This is a genomic window from Streptomyces sp. G5(2025) (assembly GCF_049542075.1).
Taxonomy (GTDB): Bacteria; Actinomycetota; Actinomycetes; order Streptomycetales; family Streptomycetaceae; genus Streptomyces.
This window is the reverse complement of sequence record NZ_JBMUZT010000002.1, coordinates 1,741,482-1,763,344: the sequence shown is the minus strand read 5'-3', so window position 1 is coordinate 1,763,344 and position 21,863 is coordinate 1,741,482. Positions and strand designations below refer to the sequence as shown.

Annotated in this window: 5 protein-coding genes; all 5 read right to left on the bottom strand. The window is 72.2% G+C overall.

All coding sequences use genetic code 11. The features are described 5' to 3' along the window. Positions 1–9 precede the first annotated feature (9 nt). Genes hasP through ACOBQB_RS07965 form a run of 5 tightly spaced genes read right to left on the bottom strand, consistent with a single transcriptional unit; the run spans position 10 to position 21,853 of the window. Positions 10–903: a 3-hydroxyasparagine phosphotransferase gene (hasP, locus tag ACOBQB_RS07985; protein ID WP_423589913.1), complete on the bottom strand. Its 894-nt coding sequence runs from the start codon at positions 901–903 to the stop codon at positions 10–12. A 50-nt stretch (positions 904–953) separates the two neighbouring features. After that, positions 954–1,772: an alpha/beta fold hydrolase gene (locus tag ACOBQB_RS07980; protein WP_423589911.1), complete on the bottom strand. Its 819-nt coding sequence runs from the start codon at positions 1,770–1,772 to the stop codon at positions 954–956. Between the two features lie 4 nt (positions 1,773–1,776). Beyond that, positions 1,777–8,973 carry an amino acid adenylation domain-containing protein gene (locus ACOBQB_RS07975; protein WP_423589910.1) on the bottom strand — a complete coding sequence of 2,399 codons (7,197 nt, stop codon included), beginning with the start codon at positions 8,971–8,973 and terminating at the stop codon, positions 1,777–1,779. Further along, positions 8,973–19,886, bottom strand: coding sequence for an amino acid adenylation domain-containing protein (locus tag ACOBQB_RS07970; protein WP_423589909.1), 10,914 nt, complete (start codon positions 19,884–19,886; stop codon positions 8,973–8,975). Before ACOBQB_RS07970 ends, ACOBQB_RS07975 begins: the two co-directional genes overlap by 1 nt. Next, a complete protein-coding gene (locus ACOBQB_RS07965) occupies positions 19,883–21,853 on the bottom strand; it encodes a condensation domain-containing protein (RefSeq protein ID WP_423589908.1) in 1,971 nt (656 codons plus the stop codon). Before ACOBQB_RS07965 ends, ACOBQB_RS07970 begins: the two co-directional genes overlap by 4 nt. Positions 21,854–21,863 lie beyond the last annotated feature (10 nt).

Here is a 21,863-nt window from a genome sequence, read left to right as displayed (position 1 = left end):
TGAGCCCCGTCAGTGCGTCATCTCCACGCAGCGACCGACCCGCTCGCGGCACAGGTCCCAGGCGGCGTCCAGCCGCACGGCACGCTCCTGCGAGAGGGTGTCCGTGAACCGCTGGTGGGCGCGCCGCTCGCGGTAGAGCAGCAGAGTCAGGTTCAGCAGGAACGGCGCGAGGCCCTCCCGGACGTCACCGCGGCCCGCCACCTCGGCCTCGATCCGCGCCCGTGCCCCCGGGACGTCCCCCAGGAGCAGCCAGAGCTGGGCCAGATCGAGCCCGGGGAGATACAGCGCGCTGCTCGCCCAGTCGATCAGGACGTACCGGCCGTCGGTGCGCACCACGTTGGCGAGCACCAGGTCTCCGTGCCCGAACTCCCGTGGCTCTCCCGACAGTTCGAGGAGCCTGAGAGTCGCCTTCCACTCCGCGTCGTCGAACACGCCCTGAGCGTGCACGCCCTCCAGCATCTTCCGGTAGTCGACCCCCCACGCGCGCGCCCCCTCGGGGTGCCAGTGCCGCAGGCGCTCCACGGCATCGAGCACCCCGGTGAGATCCGCGTCGGAGACCGGGGCGGCCGGGAACCGGTCCGGCGCCACGACCTCCCCCGCAAGCCGTTCGAGGACCAGCACCGCGCGCTCCTTGTCGGAGCCGAAGCGGCGCGGCACCGCCACCGGAGGCCGCTCCTCGTCGAAGAGGTCGTACGTGTCGATCTCGCGCAGGCTCTGGCGCCGCCAGTCCGGCGTACGGATCTTGGCGAGGGCCTCGGTGCCGTCCAGGGAGCCGCCGAACACCAGTGAGGTGCGGCTGCGGTAGACGATCTCCGCCGGCCTGAAACCGGGGCACACCTCAAGTGTGAGGGAGAGCAGCTCCCGGTCGTCCCGCGTGAGGCCCGTCTCGAACTCGTCGTTCAACTCGCTCCCTTTCAACTCGCTCCCCTTCACCGGCGCGTTCACCGGAGCGTTCACCGGCGCAAGAATTCGACGATGCTCTTGTTCACCGTGTCCGGCGACTCCAGGTAGCCGTAGTGCCCGCAGTCGGGCACGACCTCGAACTCGGCGCCGGGGATCGCTTCGGCCACCTCACGGCCCAGGCCGGGCGGCGCGATCAGGTCGTCCTGGAAGGCGATGACCCGGGTGGCGGCCCGAATGCCCCGGTAGGCCGCGCGCCGGTCCGGCATGGCGCCCACCGCGAGCTGCGCCCGGTGACCTGGACCCGAGGCCCGGGTCAGCTCCAGCATGTCGAGCCAGTCGCGCGCCTGCTGGTCGTTGTCGAGGGTGCGGGGCGAGAGGTTCTGCATGGCCTGGATCACGGCACCGTAGGCGGCGGGCAGCTCCACACCCCGGTCGTACAGCTCCATCTCGGCCCGGGTCAGCGCGTCGCGCAGTACGTCGGGGCGGGCTCGGGTGGCCATCAGGACCATGCGGTCCACGAGGTCGGGCCGGGTCAGGGCGAGCTCCTGCGCGATGTGCGAGCCCATCGAGATCCCCGCCACCAGGCAGGGGCCGATGCGCAGTCCCTCGATGAGCGCCGCGGTGTCGGCGACCAGGTCGTCGATGCCGAAGCCCTCGGGGCACTCGTCGCTGGGCGCGATGCCCCGGTTGTCGAAGCTGATCACCCGGAAGCCCGCGGCCACCAGGGCGGGCACCTGGTGCAGGTGCCAGGCCCGGCCGCTGCCGCCCGAGCCCATGACGAGCAGCACGGTGGGCGTCGAACCGTTCTTGCCGGGCGGTGCGTTGTCGTAGTAGTTGAGCTTGATGCTGTTGACGGTGAGGACAGGCATGGCGTCAGGCAACCTCGCTCGACGGGGACATGGCGGTGGCTCCTTGGGTCGTGGGGCGGCGGGAATCGGCCGGGAGTTGTTCGGCCAGGGCCTGCCCGATCCGGGCGAGCGCGGCGTCGGACTGGACGAGCCCGAGGTGGTCGGCGTCCACGCCGGCCCGTTCGATGCGGCCCGTCACGTGCGGACGCCACGAATCGGCGTTGCGGCGCGCGAGCTTCTCGGCGGGCGCCTGCTCGGCCGAGAGGACCAGCACGTCACCGTCGAAGCTGCCCGGCGTGTGGCCGCGCATCAGTCGGGCGTTGTTCATGAACACCTTGAGCACACAAGCGAGTTCGGCCTCGTCGAGGCGGCCCATTGGGTCGCCCGTGGCGTGCAGGAACGCGCGGTAGCGTGCGGCGGGGAACGCGCCGTCGGCGAGTTCCGCGGGCGTGACGTCGAACCCGGCGTCCCGCAGGTTGTGCGCGAACACCTCGGCCAGCGGGGTCTCGTCGCCCGACGTCGCACTGCGCGGGTAGGCGTCGAGGAACGTCACCAGCTCCACCTCCGCGCCGCGTGCGCGCAGTTCGACTGCCATGGCGAAGGCCACGTTGCCGCCCAGCGACCAGCCGAGCAGCCGGTAGGGACCCTGGGGCTGCGCCTCCTGGACCAGGTCGGCGTACTCGGCGGCCATCTCCTCAAGCGTGTCGGGCAGCCGTCCTTCGCCGTCGAGACCCGCGGCCTGGATGCCGAACACCGGTATCTCGGGCGGGAGATGACGTACGAGACCGGAGTAGCACCAGCTCATGCCGGAGCCGGGGTGGACGCAGAACACCGGACGCCCGGAGCCGGACGCGCGCAGCGGCAGCAGGCGTTCCATCGGCTCGTGGTCGCCGCGCTCGGCCAGCCGTGCCGTCAGGTCCGCGACCGACGGCGCGGCGAACAGGTCGCGCACGGCCATCTCCACGCCGAGTTCGGCGCGGGCTCGCTCCACGAGCCGGATCGCGAGCAGCGAGTGGCCGCCCAGGTCGAAGAAACCGTCGTCGGGGCCGACCAGGTCCAGTTCGAGCACCTCGGCGAAGAGCCGGCACAGGGTCTCTTCGCGCGGGGTGCGCGGGGCCCGGCCGTCGGCGGCGCGGTACTCGGGGGCGGGCAGCGCGCCGTGGTCGAGCTTGCCGTTCGCGGTGAGCGGCAGCGTGTCCAGGGCGACGAAGGCGGCGGGCACCATGTACTCGGGCAGCAGCTCGCGCAGCCGCTGGCGCAGCGCGGCGGTGTCCACGGCCGTGCCGGCGTCCGGCACGACGTAGCCCACCAGGCGGCGGTCGCCCGGCGCGTCCTCGCGGACCAGGACCGCGGCCCGCGCGATCCCAGCCTGACGGGTCACCACCGCCTCGATCTCGGTGGGCTCGATGCGCATACCGCGCAGCTTGATCTGCGTGTCGGTGCGGCCCAGGTACTCCAGGTCGCCGTCGCGGTTGAAGCGCACGAGGTCGCCCGTGCGGTACATCACGCTGCCCGCGGGGCCGTACGGACTGGCCACGAAGCGCCCCGAGGTCAGGGACGGCCTGCCGAGGTAGCCGCGGGCGAGCCCGGGGCCGCGCACGTACAGCTCACCGGGCACGCCCGGCGGCACCGCCTGGAGGGCGCCGTCCAGGACGTGGACGGCGGTGTCGGCGATCGGGCCGCCGATCGGCGGGACGACCGCGCCCGTCAGCGGGGCGCTCATGGTCGCGCAGACCGTCGCCTCGGTCGGCCCGTACGAGTTGAGCATCACGCGCCCCGAAGACCAGCGCTTGACCAGCTCGGGCGGGCAGCTCTCGGCGGCGACGACCAGGGTCATGTCGGCGGGCAGGGCCCCCTCGGGGATCAGCTGGAGCACCGCCGGAGTGATCGCCGCGTGCGTGACCGAGTGCCGCACCGCGAGGTCCGCGAGGTCGGGGCCGGGGGTGATGCCGGGCTCCGCGACGACCAGGGTCGCACCCGTCAGCAGCCCCATCGCCAGTTCCCAGAACGCGCCGTCGAAGGCGGGCGACAGGTGGTGCAGGACGCGGCTGCCGGGGGCGACCCTGCACTGCGAGGTGAAGATGTCCACCAGGCCGGGCAGGCCCGCGTGCGTCACGCTCACACCCTTGGGGCGGCCGGTCGTGCCGGAGGTGTAGATGACGTAGGCCGGGTGGAGCGGCAGGAGCGGCGCGATCCGGTCGGCGTCGGTCAAGTCGCCCGAGTCCTCGTCGGCCGCCGGGGCGGACGCGTCCAGGAGGATGCGGGGCATCGCCGCGTCCGGCAGACCGGCGGCGACCGCGCTCGTCGTGAGGAGCGCCACCGGAGCCGCGTCCTGCAACGTGCCGGTGATCCGTTCGGCGGGATGCCCCGGGTCGAGCGGCAGATAGGCGGCGCCCGCCTTGGCCACCGCGAGGACGGCGACGGCCAGCTCCGGGGATCGGGGCAGCGCGAGCGCGACGACGCGCTCGGGTCCGGCGCCGCGTGCGACCAGCAGCCGCGCGAGCCGGTTGGCGCGCGCGTTGAGCTCCGCGTAACTCAGCGACTCACCGCGGAAGACGAGCGCCTCGGCGTCGGGCCGCTGTCGCACGTGCTGCTCGAAGAGGCGCGGCAGTGTCGTCGGAGCCAGGCCCTTAGCCGTGTCGTTCCACGCCTCGATGACCACGTGGCGCTCCTCGGCGCCCAGGACGTCGATCCGGCTCAGCGGACGCTCGGGATGTGCGGCCGCCTCGGTGAGCACCCGCACGAACCGGTCCACCAGCGCCTGGGCGGTGCCGTGGTCGAACAGGTCGGTCCTGTAGTCGAGTACGCCCGAGATCCCGGCGGGGGCGTTGTCCGCGGCCCGCCGCTCCGACACCGAGAACCCGAGATCGACCTTGGCGGCGGTCGCCGCCGCGCCGCCGAGCCCGGAGATGACCAGACCGCCCGGAAGCGCCGGGCCGCCCGCGCCGTCCGCCGGCCTGGGGCCCGCGCTCTGCAGCGCGAGCACCACCTGGAAGAGCGGGTGGTGGGAGAGGGACCGGGTGGGGTTGAGGGCTTCCACGAGCCGCTCGAAGGGAAGCTCCTGGTGGGCGTAGGCACCGAGATCGGTGTCGCGCACCCGCCCGAGGAGCTCCTTGAAGGTGGGGTCGCCGCTGGTGTCGGTGCGCAGGACGAGCGTGTTGACGAAGAAGCCGACGATGCCGTCGGTCGCGTCGTCGGTTCGTCCGGCGATGGGCGTTCCGACGGGGATGTCCTCGCCCGCGCCGTGCCGGGTGAGCAGGGTGGCGAGCGCGGCCTGTAGCACCATGTAGAGCGTCGAGTGCGTGGCGCGCGCCAACTCGGCGAGCCGCGCGTGCAGTTCCACGGGGACGGCGAAGGACACCCGGTCGCCGGTGTGGTCGGCGGTGGCGGGGCGCGGCCGGTCGGTGGGCAGGTCCAGCTGCTCGGGGAGACCGGCCAACGCTGTCTTCCAGTACCCGAGTTGTCGGCCCGCGATGCTCTGCGCGTCGCTGTCGTCGCCGAGGACCTCCTGCTGCCACAGGGCGTAGTCGGCGTACTGCACCGGCAGCGGCTCCCACGCGGGCGCCTCACCCGCGCAGCGCGCCGTATAGGCGGCGTTCAGGTCGTGGGCGAGCGGGGCGCGGGACCAGGCGTCGCTGGCGATGTGGTGGATGAGCAGGAGCAGGACGTGCTCCTGCGCGGAGAGGCGGAGCAGGCGGGCGCGGACGGGAATCTCGGCGCTCAGGTCGAACGCGTGACGGGCCGCCTGCGCGAGATCGGCCTCGTAGGCGTCTTCCGTCGTGTCGGCCGTCTCGAAGCTGAGCCGCACGTCGGCGGGGTCGACGACCACCTGCCGTGACCCGTGTTCGTCCTCGGCGAACGTCGTCCGCAGGCTCTCGTGACGGGAGATCACGTCGAGCAGCGCCCGGCGCATGGCCCGCGGGTCCAGGGGGCCCGTGAGACGGAGCGTGGTCGGGATGTTGTACGTGGGGCTCGGGCCCTCCAGGCGGTGCAGGAACCAGAGCCGCTGCTGTGCGTAGGAGAGCGGGATGCGCTCGGGGCGGGTGCGAGCGGTGAGCGCGGCACGGGCCCGGCCCGCCCGCTCCAGCACACCGGAGAGCGCGGCGATCGTCGGCGTCTCGAAGAACTGCCGGATGGAGAGCTCGGCGCCCAGCGTCGTACGGATGCGGCTGACGAGCCGCGTGGCCAGAAGGGAGTGCCCGCCCAGCTCGAAGAAGTTGTCGTCGATGGTGACCTGCGGCAGCGCGAGGATCTCCGCGTAGAGTCCGCAGAGGATCTCCTCACGCGGTGTGCGCGGCTCACGGCCCGACACCCGCCCGGTGTATGTGGGGGCGGGCAGGGCCGCGCGGTCCAGCTTGCCGTTCGGGCTGAGTGGCAGGGCGTCCAAAGTGACGAACGCCGAGGGCATCATGAAGTCCGGGAGCCGGTCGGCGAGCGCGGCGTGCACGGCGGCCTCGTCCCACCGGGCACGGTCCGCGACGACGTAGGCCACGAGACGCTGGTCGCCCGCCTGGTCCTCGCGCAGCACGACCGCGGTCTGGGCGACACCCGGCCGGTCCGCGACGGCTGCCTCGATCTCGCCGAGTTCGATGCGGTACCCGCGCAGCTTGACCTGGCGGTCCGCGCGGCCGGTGAACGTCAGCTCGCCCGCCTCGTTCCAGCGGGCGACGTCACCGGTGCGGTACATGCGGGTGCCCGGCGCGCCGAACGGGTCGGCGGTGAACCGCTCGGCCGTCAGCCGGCCCTGGTTCAGATAGCCCCGGGCCAGCTGGACGCCCGCCAGGTACACCTCGCCGTCGAGACCGGGGCCCACCGGCCGCAGCGCCGAGTCCAGGACGTACACCCGCACGCCCTCGTGCGGGGTGCCGATGGGCACGGGCCCCGGCGCCACCTCGGTCTCCGGCGTGATCCAGTACTCCAGGCAGTGGCCGGTGGCCTCCGTGGGGCCGTAGACGTTCACCACGGTCACCCCCGGCATCCCGGCGCGCCACTGCGTGAGCAGCTCGCCGCGCAGCTCCTCGCCGCCCAGTGTGAGGATCCCGGAGGGCGAGACGCTCTCCGGCATGGTCGCGAGCAGCGCGAGGTGCGAGGGGGTGCCCTTCATGAACGTCGCCCGGCGGAAGCCGGGTTCGGCCACGGCCGTCTCGGCGAGGTCCCGCAGGTCCGTCACGCGGACGCAGCCACCGCTGATCAGCGGAGCGTGCAGCGAGCCGACGCTCTGGTCGAACGACGCCGACGCCTGCATCACGGAGAGCCCCGAGATGTCCGGCGCCTGGGCGGATCGGCAGTGCCTGACGAATGCCGAGAGCGCCCGGTGCTCGGTGACGACGCCCTTGGGGCGGCCCGTCGAGCCCGACGTGTAAATGACGTACGCCGGGTGGCCGGGCAGCAGCGGACCGCTGCGGTCCGCGTCGACGAGGTTGACCGCCGAGTGCTTGCGCAGCGACCTGCCGGTCTGCGGGTCGTCCATGACGAACGTCAGCGGCCCGCCGCACTCCTCGCTCACCTGGGTGTCCACGTCGGCCGTGGTCAGGACCAGCGAGGGGTCGGAGTCCTCGATCATGTGCCGGATGCGGTCGGAGGGGTACTCCGGGTCGATCGGCACGTACGCGCCGCCCGCCTTGAGCACCGCCAGCATGCCCACCACGAGTTCGGTGCGGCGCGGCACCACGATCGCCACCGGCCGCTCCGGTCCCACGCCGAGCTCGACCAGGCGCCGCGCCATACGGTTGGCGGAGGCGTTCAGTTCGGCGTAGGAGAGCTTGCCGTCGGGGGCGATCAGGGCCGTCTTGTCGGGGGTGCGCGCCACCTGCTCCTCGAACAGGTCGGTGAACCGCTCGGCGGGCCGTACGTCGTCCGAGCCGCTCCACTGCTCCAGGGCCGTGCCGCGCACCGCCGGGTCAATGAGCGCGACCGCGCCCACGGGGGTCTGCGGGCTTCGCAGGATCGTGCCGAGCGCCCTGCGGAACGCGGCGATCACGGACTCGACCTGCTCGGCGCTGAAGACCTGCGGCAGATAGCCGAGCGAGAACCGCAGGGTCTCGCGCGGCAGGGCGAGCAGGCCCAGCGGATAGTGCATCTGGTCGCGCGAGTGGACTTTCAGGACCGTGGGCAGGTCCGCGTCGGGTGCGGCGCCCTGGGGCCGCCCGCGGCTCGAGTTCAGCGGATAGTTCTCGAACACCATGGCCGTGTCGAAGAGTTCGCCCGACCCCGCCCAGCGCTGGATCTCGGCGAGCCCCACCCACTGGTGGTCGATCAGCCGTGTCTGCTCGGACTGCACCCGGCGCAGGAACGCGGTCAGCGGCTCCGCGGGCCGCAGCCGGACGCGCAGCGGCAGGGTGTTCATGAACAGGCCGACCATGGTGTCGATGCCGGGCAGCTCGGGCGGGCGCCCGCTGACCGTCACGCCGAACACCACGTCGTCGCGGCCCATCAGATGCGAGAGGACCAGGCCCCAGGCCCCCTGGATCACGGTGTTGACCGTCAGACCGTTCGACTTGGCGAACCGGGTGAGCGCGGCGCTGGCCGCCTCGTCCTCGGAGAAGTCGATCCGCTCGGGTGCCGCGGTGAGCGCCCCCCGGTCCGGCGCCACGATGCTCGGGGTGTCGAACCCGGCGAACGCCTCCGTCCAGGCCTCGCGCGCCGCCTCACGGTCGCGGGAGCCGAGCCAGGTGAGGTAGTCGCGGTACGGGCGGACCCGGGGCAGCGCCGTCACGTCGCCGTGGACGGTGTACAGCGTCATCATCTCGCGCAGCAGCACCGGCATCGACCAGCCGTCGAGCAGGATGTGATGGTTCGTCATCACCAGGCGGTAGCGGCTCGCGGTCAGCCGGATCAGGGTGAAGCGCATCAGGGGCGGGCGGCCCAGGTCGAACCGCGTCCAGCGGTCCTGCGAGGCGATCCGCTCCGCCGCGTCCTCCCGCTCGCCCTCGGCCTCGGCCCGCAGGTCCTCCTCGCGCCAGGGCAGGGCGACCCCGCGCGGGATCAGCTGCACCGGGCGCTTGAGACCCTCGTGACGGAAGGCGGCGCGCAGGTTCGAGTGCCGCGCGAGCAGCGCCCCGGTGGCCTCCCGCAGCCGGTTCGCGTCCACGTTCCCGTCAAGTTCGATGAAGACCTGGACGTTGTAGGCGTCCAGTTCCTGGTCGTCGAAGAGGTTGTGGAACAGCATGCCCTCTTGCAACGGGGACAGCGGAAGGATGTCTTCCAAGCCGGACTTGGCCATCAGAGGGAGCCCCATTCGCTTTCGAGTCGTGTGATGTCGTCCTCGCTGAGCGAGGTGAGGGAGACGTCCGAGGGAGTCAGGCCACTGGCCTCCGGGCGGCGCGCGTGCTCGACCAGCGCCCTCAGGGCCCTGAACCAGCCCTCGCCCAACTGCCGTACGTCCTCGGCGTCGAGCACGGCACTCGCGTACGTCCAGACGCTGTGCAGCCGGGGCCCGTGCTCCGTGTCGTGGGCACCCGCGACGAGCTCGACGGCGTGCGCGAGCGCGGTGTCCGGATGCTGGCCCGCGACGCCACGGCCCAGGACGCTCCACAGGTCGGGCTCACCGCCCCGGCCCGCGCCACGCCCTCCGGTGTACCGCCCCAGATAGTTGAAACCGTAGGCGGGGGCGGGGAGTCCGGCGAACCGGCCCTGGGTGCGGGGATTGAGGTAGCGGAGCAGGCCGTAGCCGATGCCGTCGCCGGGGACGGCCCGCAGCTTCTCCTTGACCCGCTTCAGGGCGCGCCCCGCTGCGGGGCCGCCGTCCCACACGTCCGCCCAGTCGGTGACCCCCGGGCTCAGGAGGACCGGATACATCGACGTGAACCAGCCGGTGGTGCGGGTGAGGTCGGCGCCGGCCGCGAGGTGCTCGTGGCGGCCGTGGCTCTCCAGGTCGACCGTGACGGCGGTGTCGGAGCTGTGGCCGCGGGTGCGCCGCCAGTCGGTGACGGCCAGGCCGAACGCGGTGAGCAGCAGGTCGTTGATCTCCGCGTGGAACACGCCGGGGACCCAGGTGAGCAGGGCATCCGTGGTGTCCGTGTCGAGGTCGAGGACGACTTGCCCGGACCGGGCGTGGGTGTCCCGCGCCGGGTCGAGGGTCAGCTCGGCCGGGCTCCTGACCGCCTCCAGCCAGTGGTCCGCCTCGGCCTCGGTGGCGGGGCGGGCGGCCAGCTCGTCGAGCGTGGTGGCCCACTGGCGCCAGTTGGTACCGGCCGTGCTGAGCGGACCGCCCTCGTACGCCGCGGCCAGATCGGGCACCAGGAGCCGCCAGCTCACCGCGTCGACGGCGAGGTGGTGGGCGACCAGGACGAGCAGCCCGGGCCGGCGCGGCCCGCGATCGAGCCAGCACGCCTGGAGCACCTCGCCCCGGGAGGGTGCGAGCCGGTCGCGCGCGGCGGCGGCGAGTTCGGCGACGGTGGTGTGCAGCGCGCCGTCGTCGAGTTCCGGCGCGTCGTGCCGGACGAGCAGGCCGGACGCGTCCGGTGCCCCGGGCTCGGGGATCGACATGGTGCCGTCGTCGGCGACCCGCAGGCGCAGGGTGTCGTGACGGTCGACGACGGCCCGCAGGGCCGCGACCAGTCGCTCCTCGTCGAGGTCCGCGGGGACGGACACCACCACCGACTGGTTGAACGGGTCGAGGGGGCCGCCCAGTTCGGCGAGCCAGCGCATGATCGGCGTGGCGGGCACCGGCCCGCTCGCCCCCTGGTCCACGGCGCCGGACACCCGCGCCTCGGGCTCCGCCGCACCCAGGGCCTCGGCGATGTGACCGACGCTCTGGTGCTCGAAGACGTCCCGTACGGAGAGGGCCAGGCCCTGTGCGCGGGCCTTGCTGACGAGCTGGATGGACAGGACGCTGTCCCCGCCGAGGTCGAAGAAGCCGTCGTCGACACCGACGGACTCCAGCCCGAGGGCTTCGGCGAACAGCCGGCACAGCAGCTCCTCGCGCGGCGTGCCCGGCGCCCGGCCCGTGCTGAGCGTCGCGTAGTCCGGCGCGGGCAGCCGCTTGCGGTCCAGCTTGCCGTTCGAGGTCAGCGGCAGCGTGTCCAGGCGGACGAACGCCGACGGCACCATGTAGTCGGGCAGCGAGTCCTGCAGGTGCCCCCGCAGCTCCGCGTCGCTCACCGCGGGAGCGTCCCCCGCCACCACGTACGCGACGAGGCGCCGGTCGCCCGGCCTGTCCTCCCGTACGACCGCGACCGCCTCCGGCACCGAGGGGTGCCGCGACAGGGCCGACTCGACCTCTCCCAGCTCCACGCGGAAGCCGCGGATCTTCACCTGGTCGTCGACCCGGCTGATGAACTCCAGGTCGCCGCGCCGGTTCCAGCGCACGATGTCCCCGGTGCGGTACATCCGCTTGCCGGGACCCTCGAAGGGGTTCGCGACGAACCGCGACGCGCTCTGCCCCGGCCGGTTGAGATAGCCGCGCGCCAACTGCACCCCGGAGACGTACAGCTCGCCCGGCACGCCCGCGGGGGCGGGTTGCAGGTACGGGTCGAGCACGAGCATCCGGGTGTTGGGGAACGGACGGCCGATCGTCAGCACGCCGTCCGCGAGGTCGTCCGGGCTCTCCACGGTCCAGGTGGTGCAGCCGACGATGGTCTCGGTCGGGCCGTACTCGTTGAGGACCGTCGCATCCGGGTGCGCCGCGAGCAGCGTCCGCACCGCGCGGCCCGTCAGCGACTCGCCGCCGAGCACCAGTTCACCCTGCGGCACGCAGGCACCGGGCAGCTCGGTGATCAGCGGCAGATGGCTCGGCGTCGCCTTGAGGAACGTCATCTGCGGCAGGTCCTGGGGCCCGTCACCGGTCAGTGACCGCTCGTGCAGCTCCTCCAGGTCGGCGAGGTGCACACAGCCGCCGTTCAGGAGCGGCGCGAACAGACCCGTCACCGTCAGGTCGAAGGACAGCGGCGAGTGCAGCAGCGCGTTGCCCGCCACGCCCGGATACAACTCCGCCGAGACCGCGAGGTAGTTGATGACTGGCTGGTGCTCGACGAGCACTCCCTTGGGTCGGCCCGTCGACCCCGACGTGTAGATGATGTACGCCGCGTTCCACGGCGTGAGGGGCTCGGTCCTGTCCTCGTCCGTCAGGTCGTGCGCGGGCTGCCCGGCGAGCCGCTCGATCAGCTCCGGACTGTCGAGGACGAGCCGCGGCAGCTCCGAGGGGAACACCTCGTCGGGCACGGAGAGCAGGGTCAGCGCGCAGATCGGGTCGGCGTCGTCGAGCATCGTGGCGACCCGCTCGCGCGGACTGCTCTGGTCCACCGGCAGATACGCGGCACCGGTCTTCAGGACCGCGAGCACCGCGACACCCATCTCCACCGACGGCGGCAGCGAGATCGCCACCACCTGCTCGGGTCCCGCGCCGCACTCCGCGAGGAGATGGGCGAGCCGGTTGGCACGGGAGTTGAGCGCCGCGTACGACAGCGTGGTGCCGCCCGCGGAGAACGCGGGCTTGCGTGGCGTCCGCGCCGCCTGCTCCTCGAACAGCTCGGGCAGCGTGCTCTCACGCTGGGGGCGCGCGGTGTCGTTCCACTCCTCCAGGAGCTGGCGCCGCTCGGCCGGGTTCAGCAGACCGATCCCGCCGATCGGCAGGTCCGGCTCGGCGGTGACCGAGCCGAGGACGCCGAGCAGCCGCGAGATGATCGACTCGGCGGTCTCGCGGTCGAACAGCTCGGTGCGGTACTCCAGCGAACCCCGCATGCCTGTGGGCGTGCCCGCAGCGTCGTGGCCCTCGCCGAGCGTGAGCGACAGGTCGAACTTGGCCACCCCGGTGCTCGCCGTCATCCGGGTCGCGTCCAGGAGCGTGCCGCCCCGCGCGCCCTCCGTCCGCTCCTCATCGCCCGACGCGGCAGCTGTGTTGTTGAACGTGATCATCACCTGGTAGAGCGGGTGATGGGCGAGGGTGCGCGTGGGGTTGAGCGCCTCCACCAGGCGCTCGAACGGCACGTCCTGATGGGCGTACGCGGCCAGATCGGCCTCCCGCACCCGGCCCAGGAGAGCGCGGAACGTGGGATTGCCGCTGGTGTCGGTGCGCAGCACGAGGGTGTTGACGAAGAACCCGACAAGGTCCTCGGTGGCGTCGTCGCTGCGGCCCGCCACCGCCGTACCGATGGGAATGTCCTCACCCGCGCCGAGCCGCGTGAGCAGCGCCGCGAACGCCGCCTGGGCCACCATGAAGGTGCTGGTGCGCGTGGAGCGGGCCAGTTCCGTCAGGCGCGTGTGCAGTGCCGCGGGGACGGTGAAGGGGATGCGGTCACCGGTGTACCCGGCGGTGGCCGGCCGCGGCCGGTCGGTGGGCAGTTCGAGCTGGTCGGGAAGACCGGCCAGGGCGTCCTTCCAGTAGGCGAGCTGGCGGCCCGCGACGCTCCGCGGATCGGACTCGTCACCCAGGACGTCGTGCTGCCACAGGGCGTAGTCGGCGTACTGGACCGGCAGCGGCTGCCAGCCGGGGGCGTCGCCCTCGCGGCGCGCCGCGTACGCGGCGATCAGGTCGCGGGAGAGCGGGGTCATCGACCAGCCGTCGCTCGCGATGTGGTGGATGAGCAGCAACAGGACGTGCTCGGTCGCGGAGATCCTGAACAGCCGCGCCAGGAACGGGATGTCGGCCGTCAGGTCGAAGACGTGACGCGACGCCTCCCGCACCCGCTCCTCGACGTCCTCCTCCGTGGCGTCGACGACGTCGAGGCCGTGGCCGGCCCGGTCGGCGGGCAGCACGATCTGGCGCGAGCCCTCCTCGTCCTCGGCGAAGACGGTACGCAGGCTCTCGTGCCGCTCAAGAACGTCACCGATCGCCCGGCCGAGCGCGACCCGGTCGAGCTCGCCGCTCAGCCGCAGCGCCGTCGGCACGTTGTACGTCGCCGAAGGGCCCTCGAACTGATAGAGGAACCACAGCCGTTGCTGGGCCGGGGAGAGCGGCACACGCTCCGGCCTGGGTCTGGCCACCAGCGGCTCCCGGGCACCCTCGGCCCCGTCGAGCACACCGGAGAGCCCGGCGATCGTCGGCGTCTCGAAGAACTGCCGCACGGGCAGCTCGACCCCGAGCGCGGTCCTGATGCGGCTGACCAGACGGCTCGCGAGCAGCGAATGCCCGCCGAGATCGAAGAAGCTGTCGTCGATGCCGATCCGGGCGGTGCCGAGCACCTCGCAGAACAGCGCGCAGAGGATCTCCTCGCGCGGACCACGCGGCGCACGACCTACCGACTCGGCGGCATACTCCGGGGCGGGCAGCGCCTTGCGGTCCAGCTTCTTGTTCGCTGTCAGCGGCAGGGTGTCGAGCGTCATGAACGCCGTGGGCACCATGAACTCCGGCAGCCGGTGACGCAGATGGTCGCGCAGCACCCCCGTGACCGGCGCCGTGTCCGCCGCCACGACGTACGCCACCAGACGCTGGTCGCCCGGCCGGTCCTCGCGCACCGTCACCGCGGCCTCCGCAACCGAGGGGTGACGCACCAGCTCCGCCTCGATCTCACCGAGCTCGATACGGAAGCCGCGTAGCTTGACCTGCTGATCGACGCGGCTCAGATAGCGCAGCGCACCGTCGCGCCGACGGCACACCAGGTCGCCCGTCCGGTACATGCGCGCGCCGGGCGGACCGTAGGGGTCGGCGGTGAAGCGCTCCGACGTCAGGCCCGGCCGCAGGTGATAGCCCTCCGCGAGCTGCGCACCTGCCAGATACAGCTCACCGGGCACCCCGACGGGTACCGGACGCAGCGCCGCGTCCAGGACGTACGCCGAGGTGTTGGCGACGGGCCGGCCGATGACGGGGCCCGCCTCGGACACGTCGGCGGCCGTGGCCCAGATCGTCACCTCCGTCGGCCCGTACAGGTTGGTCACCGAGCGGGACCGGTCGCCAAGCGCGCGAGCCAGCTCCGTGGGCAGCGCCTCGCCGCCCACCAACACGTGCACACCGGCCAGTTCGTCCCGTGCCGCGGCCACCACACCCTGCCAGAGGCTCGGTGTCGCCTGCACCATGGTGACGTCCGAGGCCGTGACGGCACGCAGCAGCGCGTGCGGGTCCTTGGCGGTCTCCTCGTCCGCGAGCACGAGCACCGAACCGTGCAGCAGCGGCAGGAAGATCTCCAGGCCCGCGATGTCGAAGCCGACCGTGGTCACCGCGAGCAGCCGGTCCCGGGCGCCCGGCGTGAACCTGCGGCCCATCGCGGCGAGGAAGTTGCCCAGCGCCCCGCGCGGCACGACCACGCCCTTCGGGCGCCCCGTGGACCCCGAGGTGTAGATCATGTACGCCGGGTGCGCGGGGGAGACCGGTGCCCGCAGCTCCCCGTCACCGAGGTCGGAGCCCGCGTACCCGGCGTACGCGGATTCCGCGACCGGCTCGGTCAGGGTGAGGGCGGGGGCGGCGTCGTCGAGCATGTAGCCGATGCGGTCGGCCGGGTAACCGGGGTCGATCGGCAGATAGGCCGCACCGGACTTGAGGACCGCGAGCAGCGTGACGACGAGGTCGGGCGAGCGCGGCAGGGCCACCGCGACGAACCGGCCGGGCGCCGCGCCCCGGGCGATCAGATGCCGGGCCAGGCGGTTGGCGCGGGTGTTGAGCTCGGCGTAGGACAGGCTCAGGTCCGCGAACGTGACGGCTGTCGCGTCGGGCGAGAGCACCGCCTGCCGCTCGAAGAGACGCACCACCGAATCGGCGGGCACCTCGGAGGCGGTGTCGTTGCACTCCTCCAGGACGAGCCGCCGCTCGGCCGCATCCATGATCTCCAACTGGGCCACGGGCCGGTTGGGGTGGGCCACGGCGGCGGTGAGCAGCCGGACCAGACGGTCGGCGATGTCCTGCGCGGTCGTCCGGTCGAAGAGGTCCGTGCTGTACGTGACGCTGCCGCTCATGCCCGCGCAGGCGTTGCCGTCACCGAACCGCTCGGCCAGCGCGAACGACAGGTCGAAACGGGCCGACACCGACTCCGATGCCACCACCTCGGCAGAAAGACCGGCGAATCGTTCCGCCGTCGTGCCCTGCGTGTTGTGCAGGGTGAGCATCGTCTGGAAGAGCGGGTGGTGTGAGAGGGAGCGGGTCGGGTTGAGTGCCTCGACGAGCCGCTCGAAGGGCAGGTCCTGGTGCGCGTAGGCGGCCAGGTCCGTGTCGCGTACGCGGCTGAGGAGCTCCTTGAAGGTGGGGTTGCCGCTGGTGTCGGTGCGCAGGACCAGGGTGTTGATGAAGAAGCCGATGAGGTGGTCCGTGGCGTCGTCGGTGCGCCCCGCGATCGGGGTGCCGACGGGGATGTCCTCTCCCGCGCCGAGCCGGCTGAGCAGAGTGGCGAGCGCGGCCTGCACGGCCATGAACACGGTGGCGTTGCAGGACCGGGCAAGCTCCGTGAGCCCCTGGTGCAGCTCCGCGGGAACGGCCAGCGGCACCCGGTCGCCCGAGTAACCGGCGACGGCGGGCCGCGGCCGGTCGGTGGGCAGGTCGAGCTGCTCGGGGAGATCGGCCAACTGCTGCGTCCAGTAGGCAAGCTGCCGGCCCGCCGCGGTCTCCGGGTCGGCGTCGTCGCCGAGTATGTGCCGCTGCCACAGCGCGTAGTCGGCGTACTGGACCGGCAGTGGCTTCCAGCCGGGCGCGTCGCCCGCGCACCGGGCCGTGTACGCGGCGGTGAGGTCCTGGGCCAGGGGGGTGCGGGACCAGGCGTCGCTGGCGATGTGGTGGATGAGCAGGAGCAGTACGTGCTCCTCCTCGCCCACCCGGAACAGCGCCACCCGGATGGGGATCTCAGTCGTCAGGTCGAAGGCGTGCCCGGTCGCGCCGGCCAGTCGGTCGGCCAGCTCCTCCTCGGTCACGTCGACGACCGCGAACGGCACGTCGGCTCGCTCGACGGGCAGCACGATCTGCTGGGGCCCGAGCTCACCGTCGGCCTCCTCGGCGAAGACGGTGCGCAGGCTTTCGTGGCGGGCGACGAGGTCGCGCAGGGCTTGGTGCAGGGCGTGCTGGTCGAGGGTGCCGGTGAGGCGGAGGGTGGTGGGGATGTTGTAGGTGGGGGTGGGCCCTTCCAGCTGGTGGAGGAACCAGAGGCGTTGTTGTGCGTAGGAGAGGGGGATGCGTTCGGGCCTGGGGCGTGCGGTGAGGGAGGTGCGGACGGAGTGGGAGGCGTCGAGGGCGTGGGAGAGGGCGGCGATGGTGGGGGTTTCGAAGAGCTGCCGGATGGACAACTCGGCGCCCAGGGTGGTGCGGATGCGGCTGACGAGGCGGGTGGCGAGGAGGGAGTGGCCGCCCAGGTCGAAGAAGTTGTCGTCGATGGTGACGTCACTCACCGCGAGGATCTCGGCGTAGAGGCCGGTGAGGATTTCTTCGCGGGGGTTGCGCGGGGCTCGGCCTGTTGTGACCGCGGTGTAGTCGGGGGCGGGGAGGGCTTTGTGGTCGAGCTTGCCGTTGGGGGTGAGGGGGAGGGTGTCGAGGGTGACGATGGCTGAGGGGACCATGTAGTGGGGGAGTTGGGCGGTGAGGGCGGTGTGGGTGGCCGTGTGGTCCCAGTGGTTGGGGTCGGTGACGATGTAGGCGATGAGGCGTTGGTCGCCGGGGTGGTCTTCGCGGAGGGTGACGGTGGCTTGGGTGATGCCTGGTTGTGTGGTGAGGGCGGTTTGGATTTCGCCGAGTTCGATGCGGTGGCCGCGGAGTTTGATCTGGTGGTCGGCGCGTCCGTCGTAGATGAGGTGGCCGTTGTGGTTCCAGTGGGCGAGGTCGCCGGAGCGGTAGATGCGGCTGCCGGGGGTGCCGTGGGGGTTGGCGGTGAAGCGTTCGGCGGTGAGGGCGGGGCGGTTGTGGTAGCCGCGGGCGAGTTGTTCGCCGGCGAGGTAGAGCTCGCCTGTGGTGCCGGGGGCGACGGGGCGCAGGGCTGAGTCGAGGACGTAGGCCTGGGTGTTGGCGAAGGGGCGTCCGATGGGGACGGGTCCCTCGGTGAGGGTGGTGGGGTCGATGTGGTGGTCGGTGATGTTGACGGTGGATTCGGTGGGGCCGTAGGCGTTGATGACTTGGACGCCGGGGTGTTGGTTGTGCCAGGTGGCGAGGTGGTCGGCTTGGAGGGCTTCGCCGCCCAGGATCAGTGTGTGGGAGGGCGATGCGGTGTTGGGGAGGGTGTTGAGGAGGGGGAGGTGGCTGGGTGTTGCTTTGATGAGGGTTGGTTGGGTGCTGGTGTTTTCGAGGGTGGTGAGGTGGACGGTGCCGCCGTTGGTGAGGGGGGTCCACAGGGCGGTGATGGTGAGGTCGAAGGCGAGGGGGGAGTGGAGGGTGGTGGTGCCGGTGGTGGCGTGGTAGGTGGTGCGGGCTCGGTGGAGGTAGGTGGCCAGGGCGTGGTGTTCGATGATGACGCCCTTGGGGCGGCCGGTGGAGCCTGAGGTGTAGATCATGTATGCGGGGTGGCGGGGTGACCATGCTGTACGCCGTTCGGCGTCGGTGATCTCGGCGGTGGAGTACTCCTGGTATGCCGCAGCCGGGACCGGCTCGGTCAGGGTGAGGGCGGGGTTGGCGTCTTGGAGCATGTAGCTGATGCGGTCGGCCGGGTACTCGGGGTCGATGGGCAGGTAGGCGGCGCCGGTCTTCAGAACACCGAGCATGCTGATAACGGCGTCCAGTGACTTCGGCAGAGCCAGTGCCACGAACTGCTCTGCTCCGAGCCCCTGGTGGAGCAGGTGCCTGGCGAGCTGGTTGGCGCGTGTGTCCAGTTCCTGGTAGGTGAACGAGTCACCCTCGCATACCACCGCCACGGCGTCCGGCGTTCGGAGTGCTTGCTGGGTCACCAGTTCGTGCAGTGGTGTGTCAGGCAGCTCGGTAGTCGCCCCGTTCCACTCCACCAGCACCCGTTCCCGCTGGAGGGGGTCGAGGGTGTCCAGTTGTCCCACGGGCAGATCGGCGTCGGAGGCCAGCGCCTGAAGCACCCGCACCACCCGCTGGCCGAAGCCGCGTGCGTACTCCGCCTCGTAGAGGTCGGGGCGGTAGTCGACGCGGAAGGACAGTTCGGAGCCGCGCATCGTCGCGACGACGTTCACCGCGAAGTGCGTGCCGCCCTTGATGTCCGCCGATGCCACCCGCAGCTGCTCCGTGTCCGAAGGGGCGGCGAGCTCGCCCTCCTCGACCGGGTAGTTCTGGAAGACCATGGCGGTGTCGAAGAGTTCGGTGTGTCCGGCCCAGCGTTGGATGTCGGCGAGGCCGGCCCACTGGTGGTCCAGGAGGCGGGCCTGTTCGGCCTGGAGGCGGCGGAAGAAGCCGCTGACGGGTTCGGCGTGGTCGATGCGGGCCCGTACGGGCAGGGTATTGATGAACAGGCCGACCATCGACTCGACGCCCGGCAGCTCTGGCGGACGCCCGGAGACGGTGGCTCCGAACACGACGTCGTCACGGCCGGTGGCCTGGGCCAGGGCCAGTGCCCAGGCGCCCTGCACCACCGAGTTCATCGTCACGCCTTGGCCCCGCGCCCAGGAGGCCAGCGCCCCGCTGACTGCGGAGTCCACGGTGAAGGAGACGTGCTCGGGCGCGGTCGGCGGCGCCGCGCTGCCCGGGGCGAGCAGGGTGGCCTCGTCGAGTCCGGTCAGGGACTCCTGCCAGGCCTCCTGGGCGGCGGCGCGGTCGCGGGCGCCGAGCCAGGTGAGGTAGTCGCGGTACGGACGCACCCGCGGCAGGACGGCGGTCTGTCCCACGGCGGCGTACAGCGCCATGAGTTCGCGCAGCAGCACCGGCATCGACCAGCCGTCGAGCACGATGTGATGGTTCGTCATGACAAGCCGCACCCGGTCGCGGGACAGGCGGATCGCCGTGAACCGCAGCAGCGGCGGCCGGCCCAGGTCGAACCTGTGCGCCCGGTCGTCGGCGGCGAGCCGGTCGGCCGCCGCCTGCCGGTCCTCATCGGGCAGGTCGCTCACGTCCGCGTCCTGCCACGGGAGTTCTACCTCCTGAAGGACGATCTGGGCCCAGGCGCCGTTCTTGCGCTGCCGGAATCCGGCGCGCAGGTTCGCGTGCCGGCGCAGCAGGGCCTGCGCCGCAGTCCGCATGCGCTCCCCGTCGTACGGACCCTTGAGTTCGAAGGCGACCTGGCCCACGTAGAGGTCGGGGCCGTCCGTGTGGAGCATCCCGAGGAACACGAAGCCCTCTTGCAGCGGGGACAGCGGAAGTATGTCCTCGATCTTGCTACGCGAACGAGACGTTTGCTGACTCACTGCTCAATCTCCCACTCGGACTCAAGGTCGGATTCGAACTCCTCGATCTCGGACTGACTGAGCGAGTCGAGTGTCACGTCGGACGGGGTCAGGCCTCCCGCACCGGGGCGGCCGGCGTGCTCCACGAGGGCTTCGAGGGCCCGGAACCAGTGCTCGGCCAGCTGCCGGGCGTCCTGGTCGGGGACCAAGCTCCTCGCGTACGTCCAGTCGGCGCGCAACCGAGGGCCTTCGTCCCCCTCGTACACCACCGAGTTGATCTCCACCGCGTGGGCCATCGGTGCCGTGGGCCGGTAAGCCGCGACTCCGCCGCCGATCACGCTCCAGGGCTCCGGCTCGCCGGACACCGGACGGGTGCGGCGCCCCAGGTAGTTGAAGCCGAACTCGGGCTCGGGCAGAGCCGCGAGCCGTGGTCCCGCGGTGGGGCTGAGGTGGCGGAGCAGGCCGTAGCCGATGCCGTTGCCCGGCACGGCCCGCAGCTGCTCCTTGACCTGCTTGAGGCTGTCGCGGAGGGCGGCACCGTCCTGGCGCAGCCGGGCCCAGTCCGCGACGCCCGGTTCGAGTCGCACCGGGTAGAGGGCGGTGAACCAGCCCGCGGTGCGGCTGAGTTCGGCGCCTGGGACAGCGTCCTCGTGGCGGCCGTGGCTCTCCAGGTCGACCACGACGGGGGCGTCGGGGTCGTCACCGCGCCCGCGCCGCCACTCGGCGACGGCGACGGCGAAAGCGGTCAGGAGCACGTCGTTGACGCTCGCGTTGACACTGCCCGGCACCTCGTCGAGCAGCGCACCGGTCGTCGCGGACGGCAGGTCGAGCGTGACGCGGCCCGCACGGTCGTGGAGGTCGCGCCCGCGGTCAACCCGCAGGGCCGCGTCGGCGGTGAGCGTGGTCTCCCAGTGGTCCGCTTCGGCCTGGATGCGCGGGTCGGTGGCGAGCCGTTCCAGGGAGACGGCCCACTGCCGCCACGAGGTGCCGACGGGGGCGAGCTCACCTCCTCCGTACGCCGCCGCGAGATCCGGTACGAGGATGCTCCAGGTGACCGAGTCGACCACGAGGTGGTGGGCGACCAGGATCAGCAGCCCTTCCCGCTCGGCCCCCCGGTCGAGCCAGACCGCCTGGATCATCCGGCCGTCGGCGGGCGCGAGGCGGTCCCGCGCGGCGTACGCGAGCTCGGCGACAAGATCCTCGACGTCGTCGGCGGCGCCCGGGCCTGACGCCGAGCCGGAGCCGCACGCGGACTCGGGCAGGGACCCGGAGCCGGGCACCTCGGCGCGGACGAGGATCTCCGCGGCCGGCACGGCGCCGGGTCCGCGGACATCCATCGTCCCGTCCGCCCCGGCGCGCAGCCGCAGCGCGTCATGGTGGTCCAGCACCTTCTGGAAGGCTGCGGTCAGCGTGGCCCCGTCCAGTGCGGGCGGCACCGAGACCACGACGGACTGGTTGAAGTCATCGCCTCCCAGGCCGAGGTCGGCGATCCGCGCCATGACGGGGGTCGCCGGTACGGGTCCGTACGGATCGACCTCCGCGAACTCAGACGTGGGCCCGTCGTCCCGGCTGCCGAGCTCCTCGGCGAGCTGAGCCGCCGACTGGTGCTCGAATACGTCCCGCACGGAGAGCGTCAGGCCCCGGGCGCGGGCCCGGCCGACGAGCTGGATGGACAGGATACTGTCACCGCCCAGGTCGAAGAACCCGTCCTCGGCCCCCACCGTCGGCAGGCCGAGCACCTCGGCGAAGAGCGTGCACAGCAGCTCCTCTTCGGGCGTACGGGCGACACGTCCGGTGGACGCCGCCGCGTAGTCCGGGGCGGGCAGCGCCTTACGGTCCAGCTTGCCGTTCACGGTCAGCGGCAGACCATCCAGGACGACGAACGCGGACGGCACCATGTAGTCGGGCAGCGCCTGGCGCACGAAGGTGCGCAGCGCGCCCGTGTCCACGTCACCGGCAGGTCCGTCCGCGGCCACCACATAGGCCACCAGGCGCCGG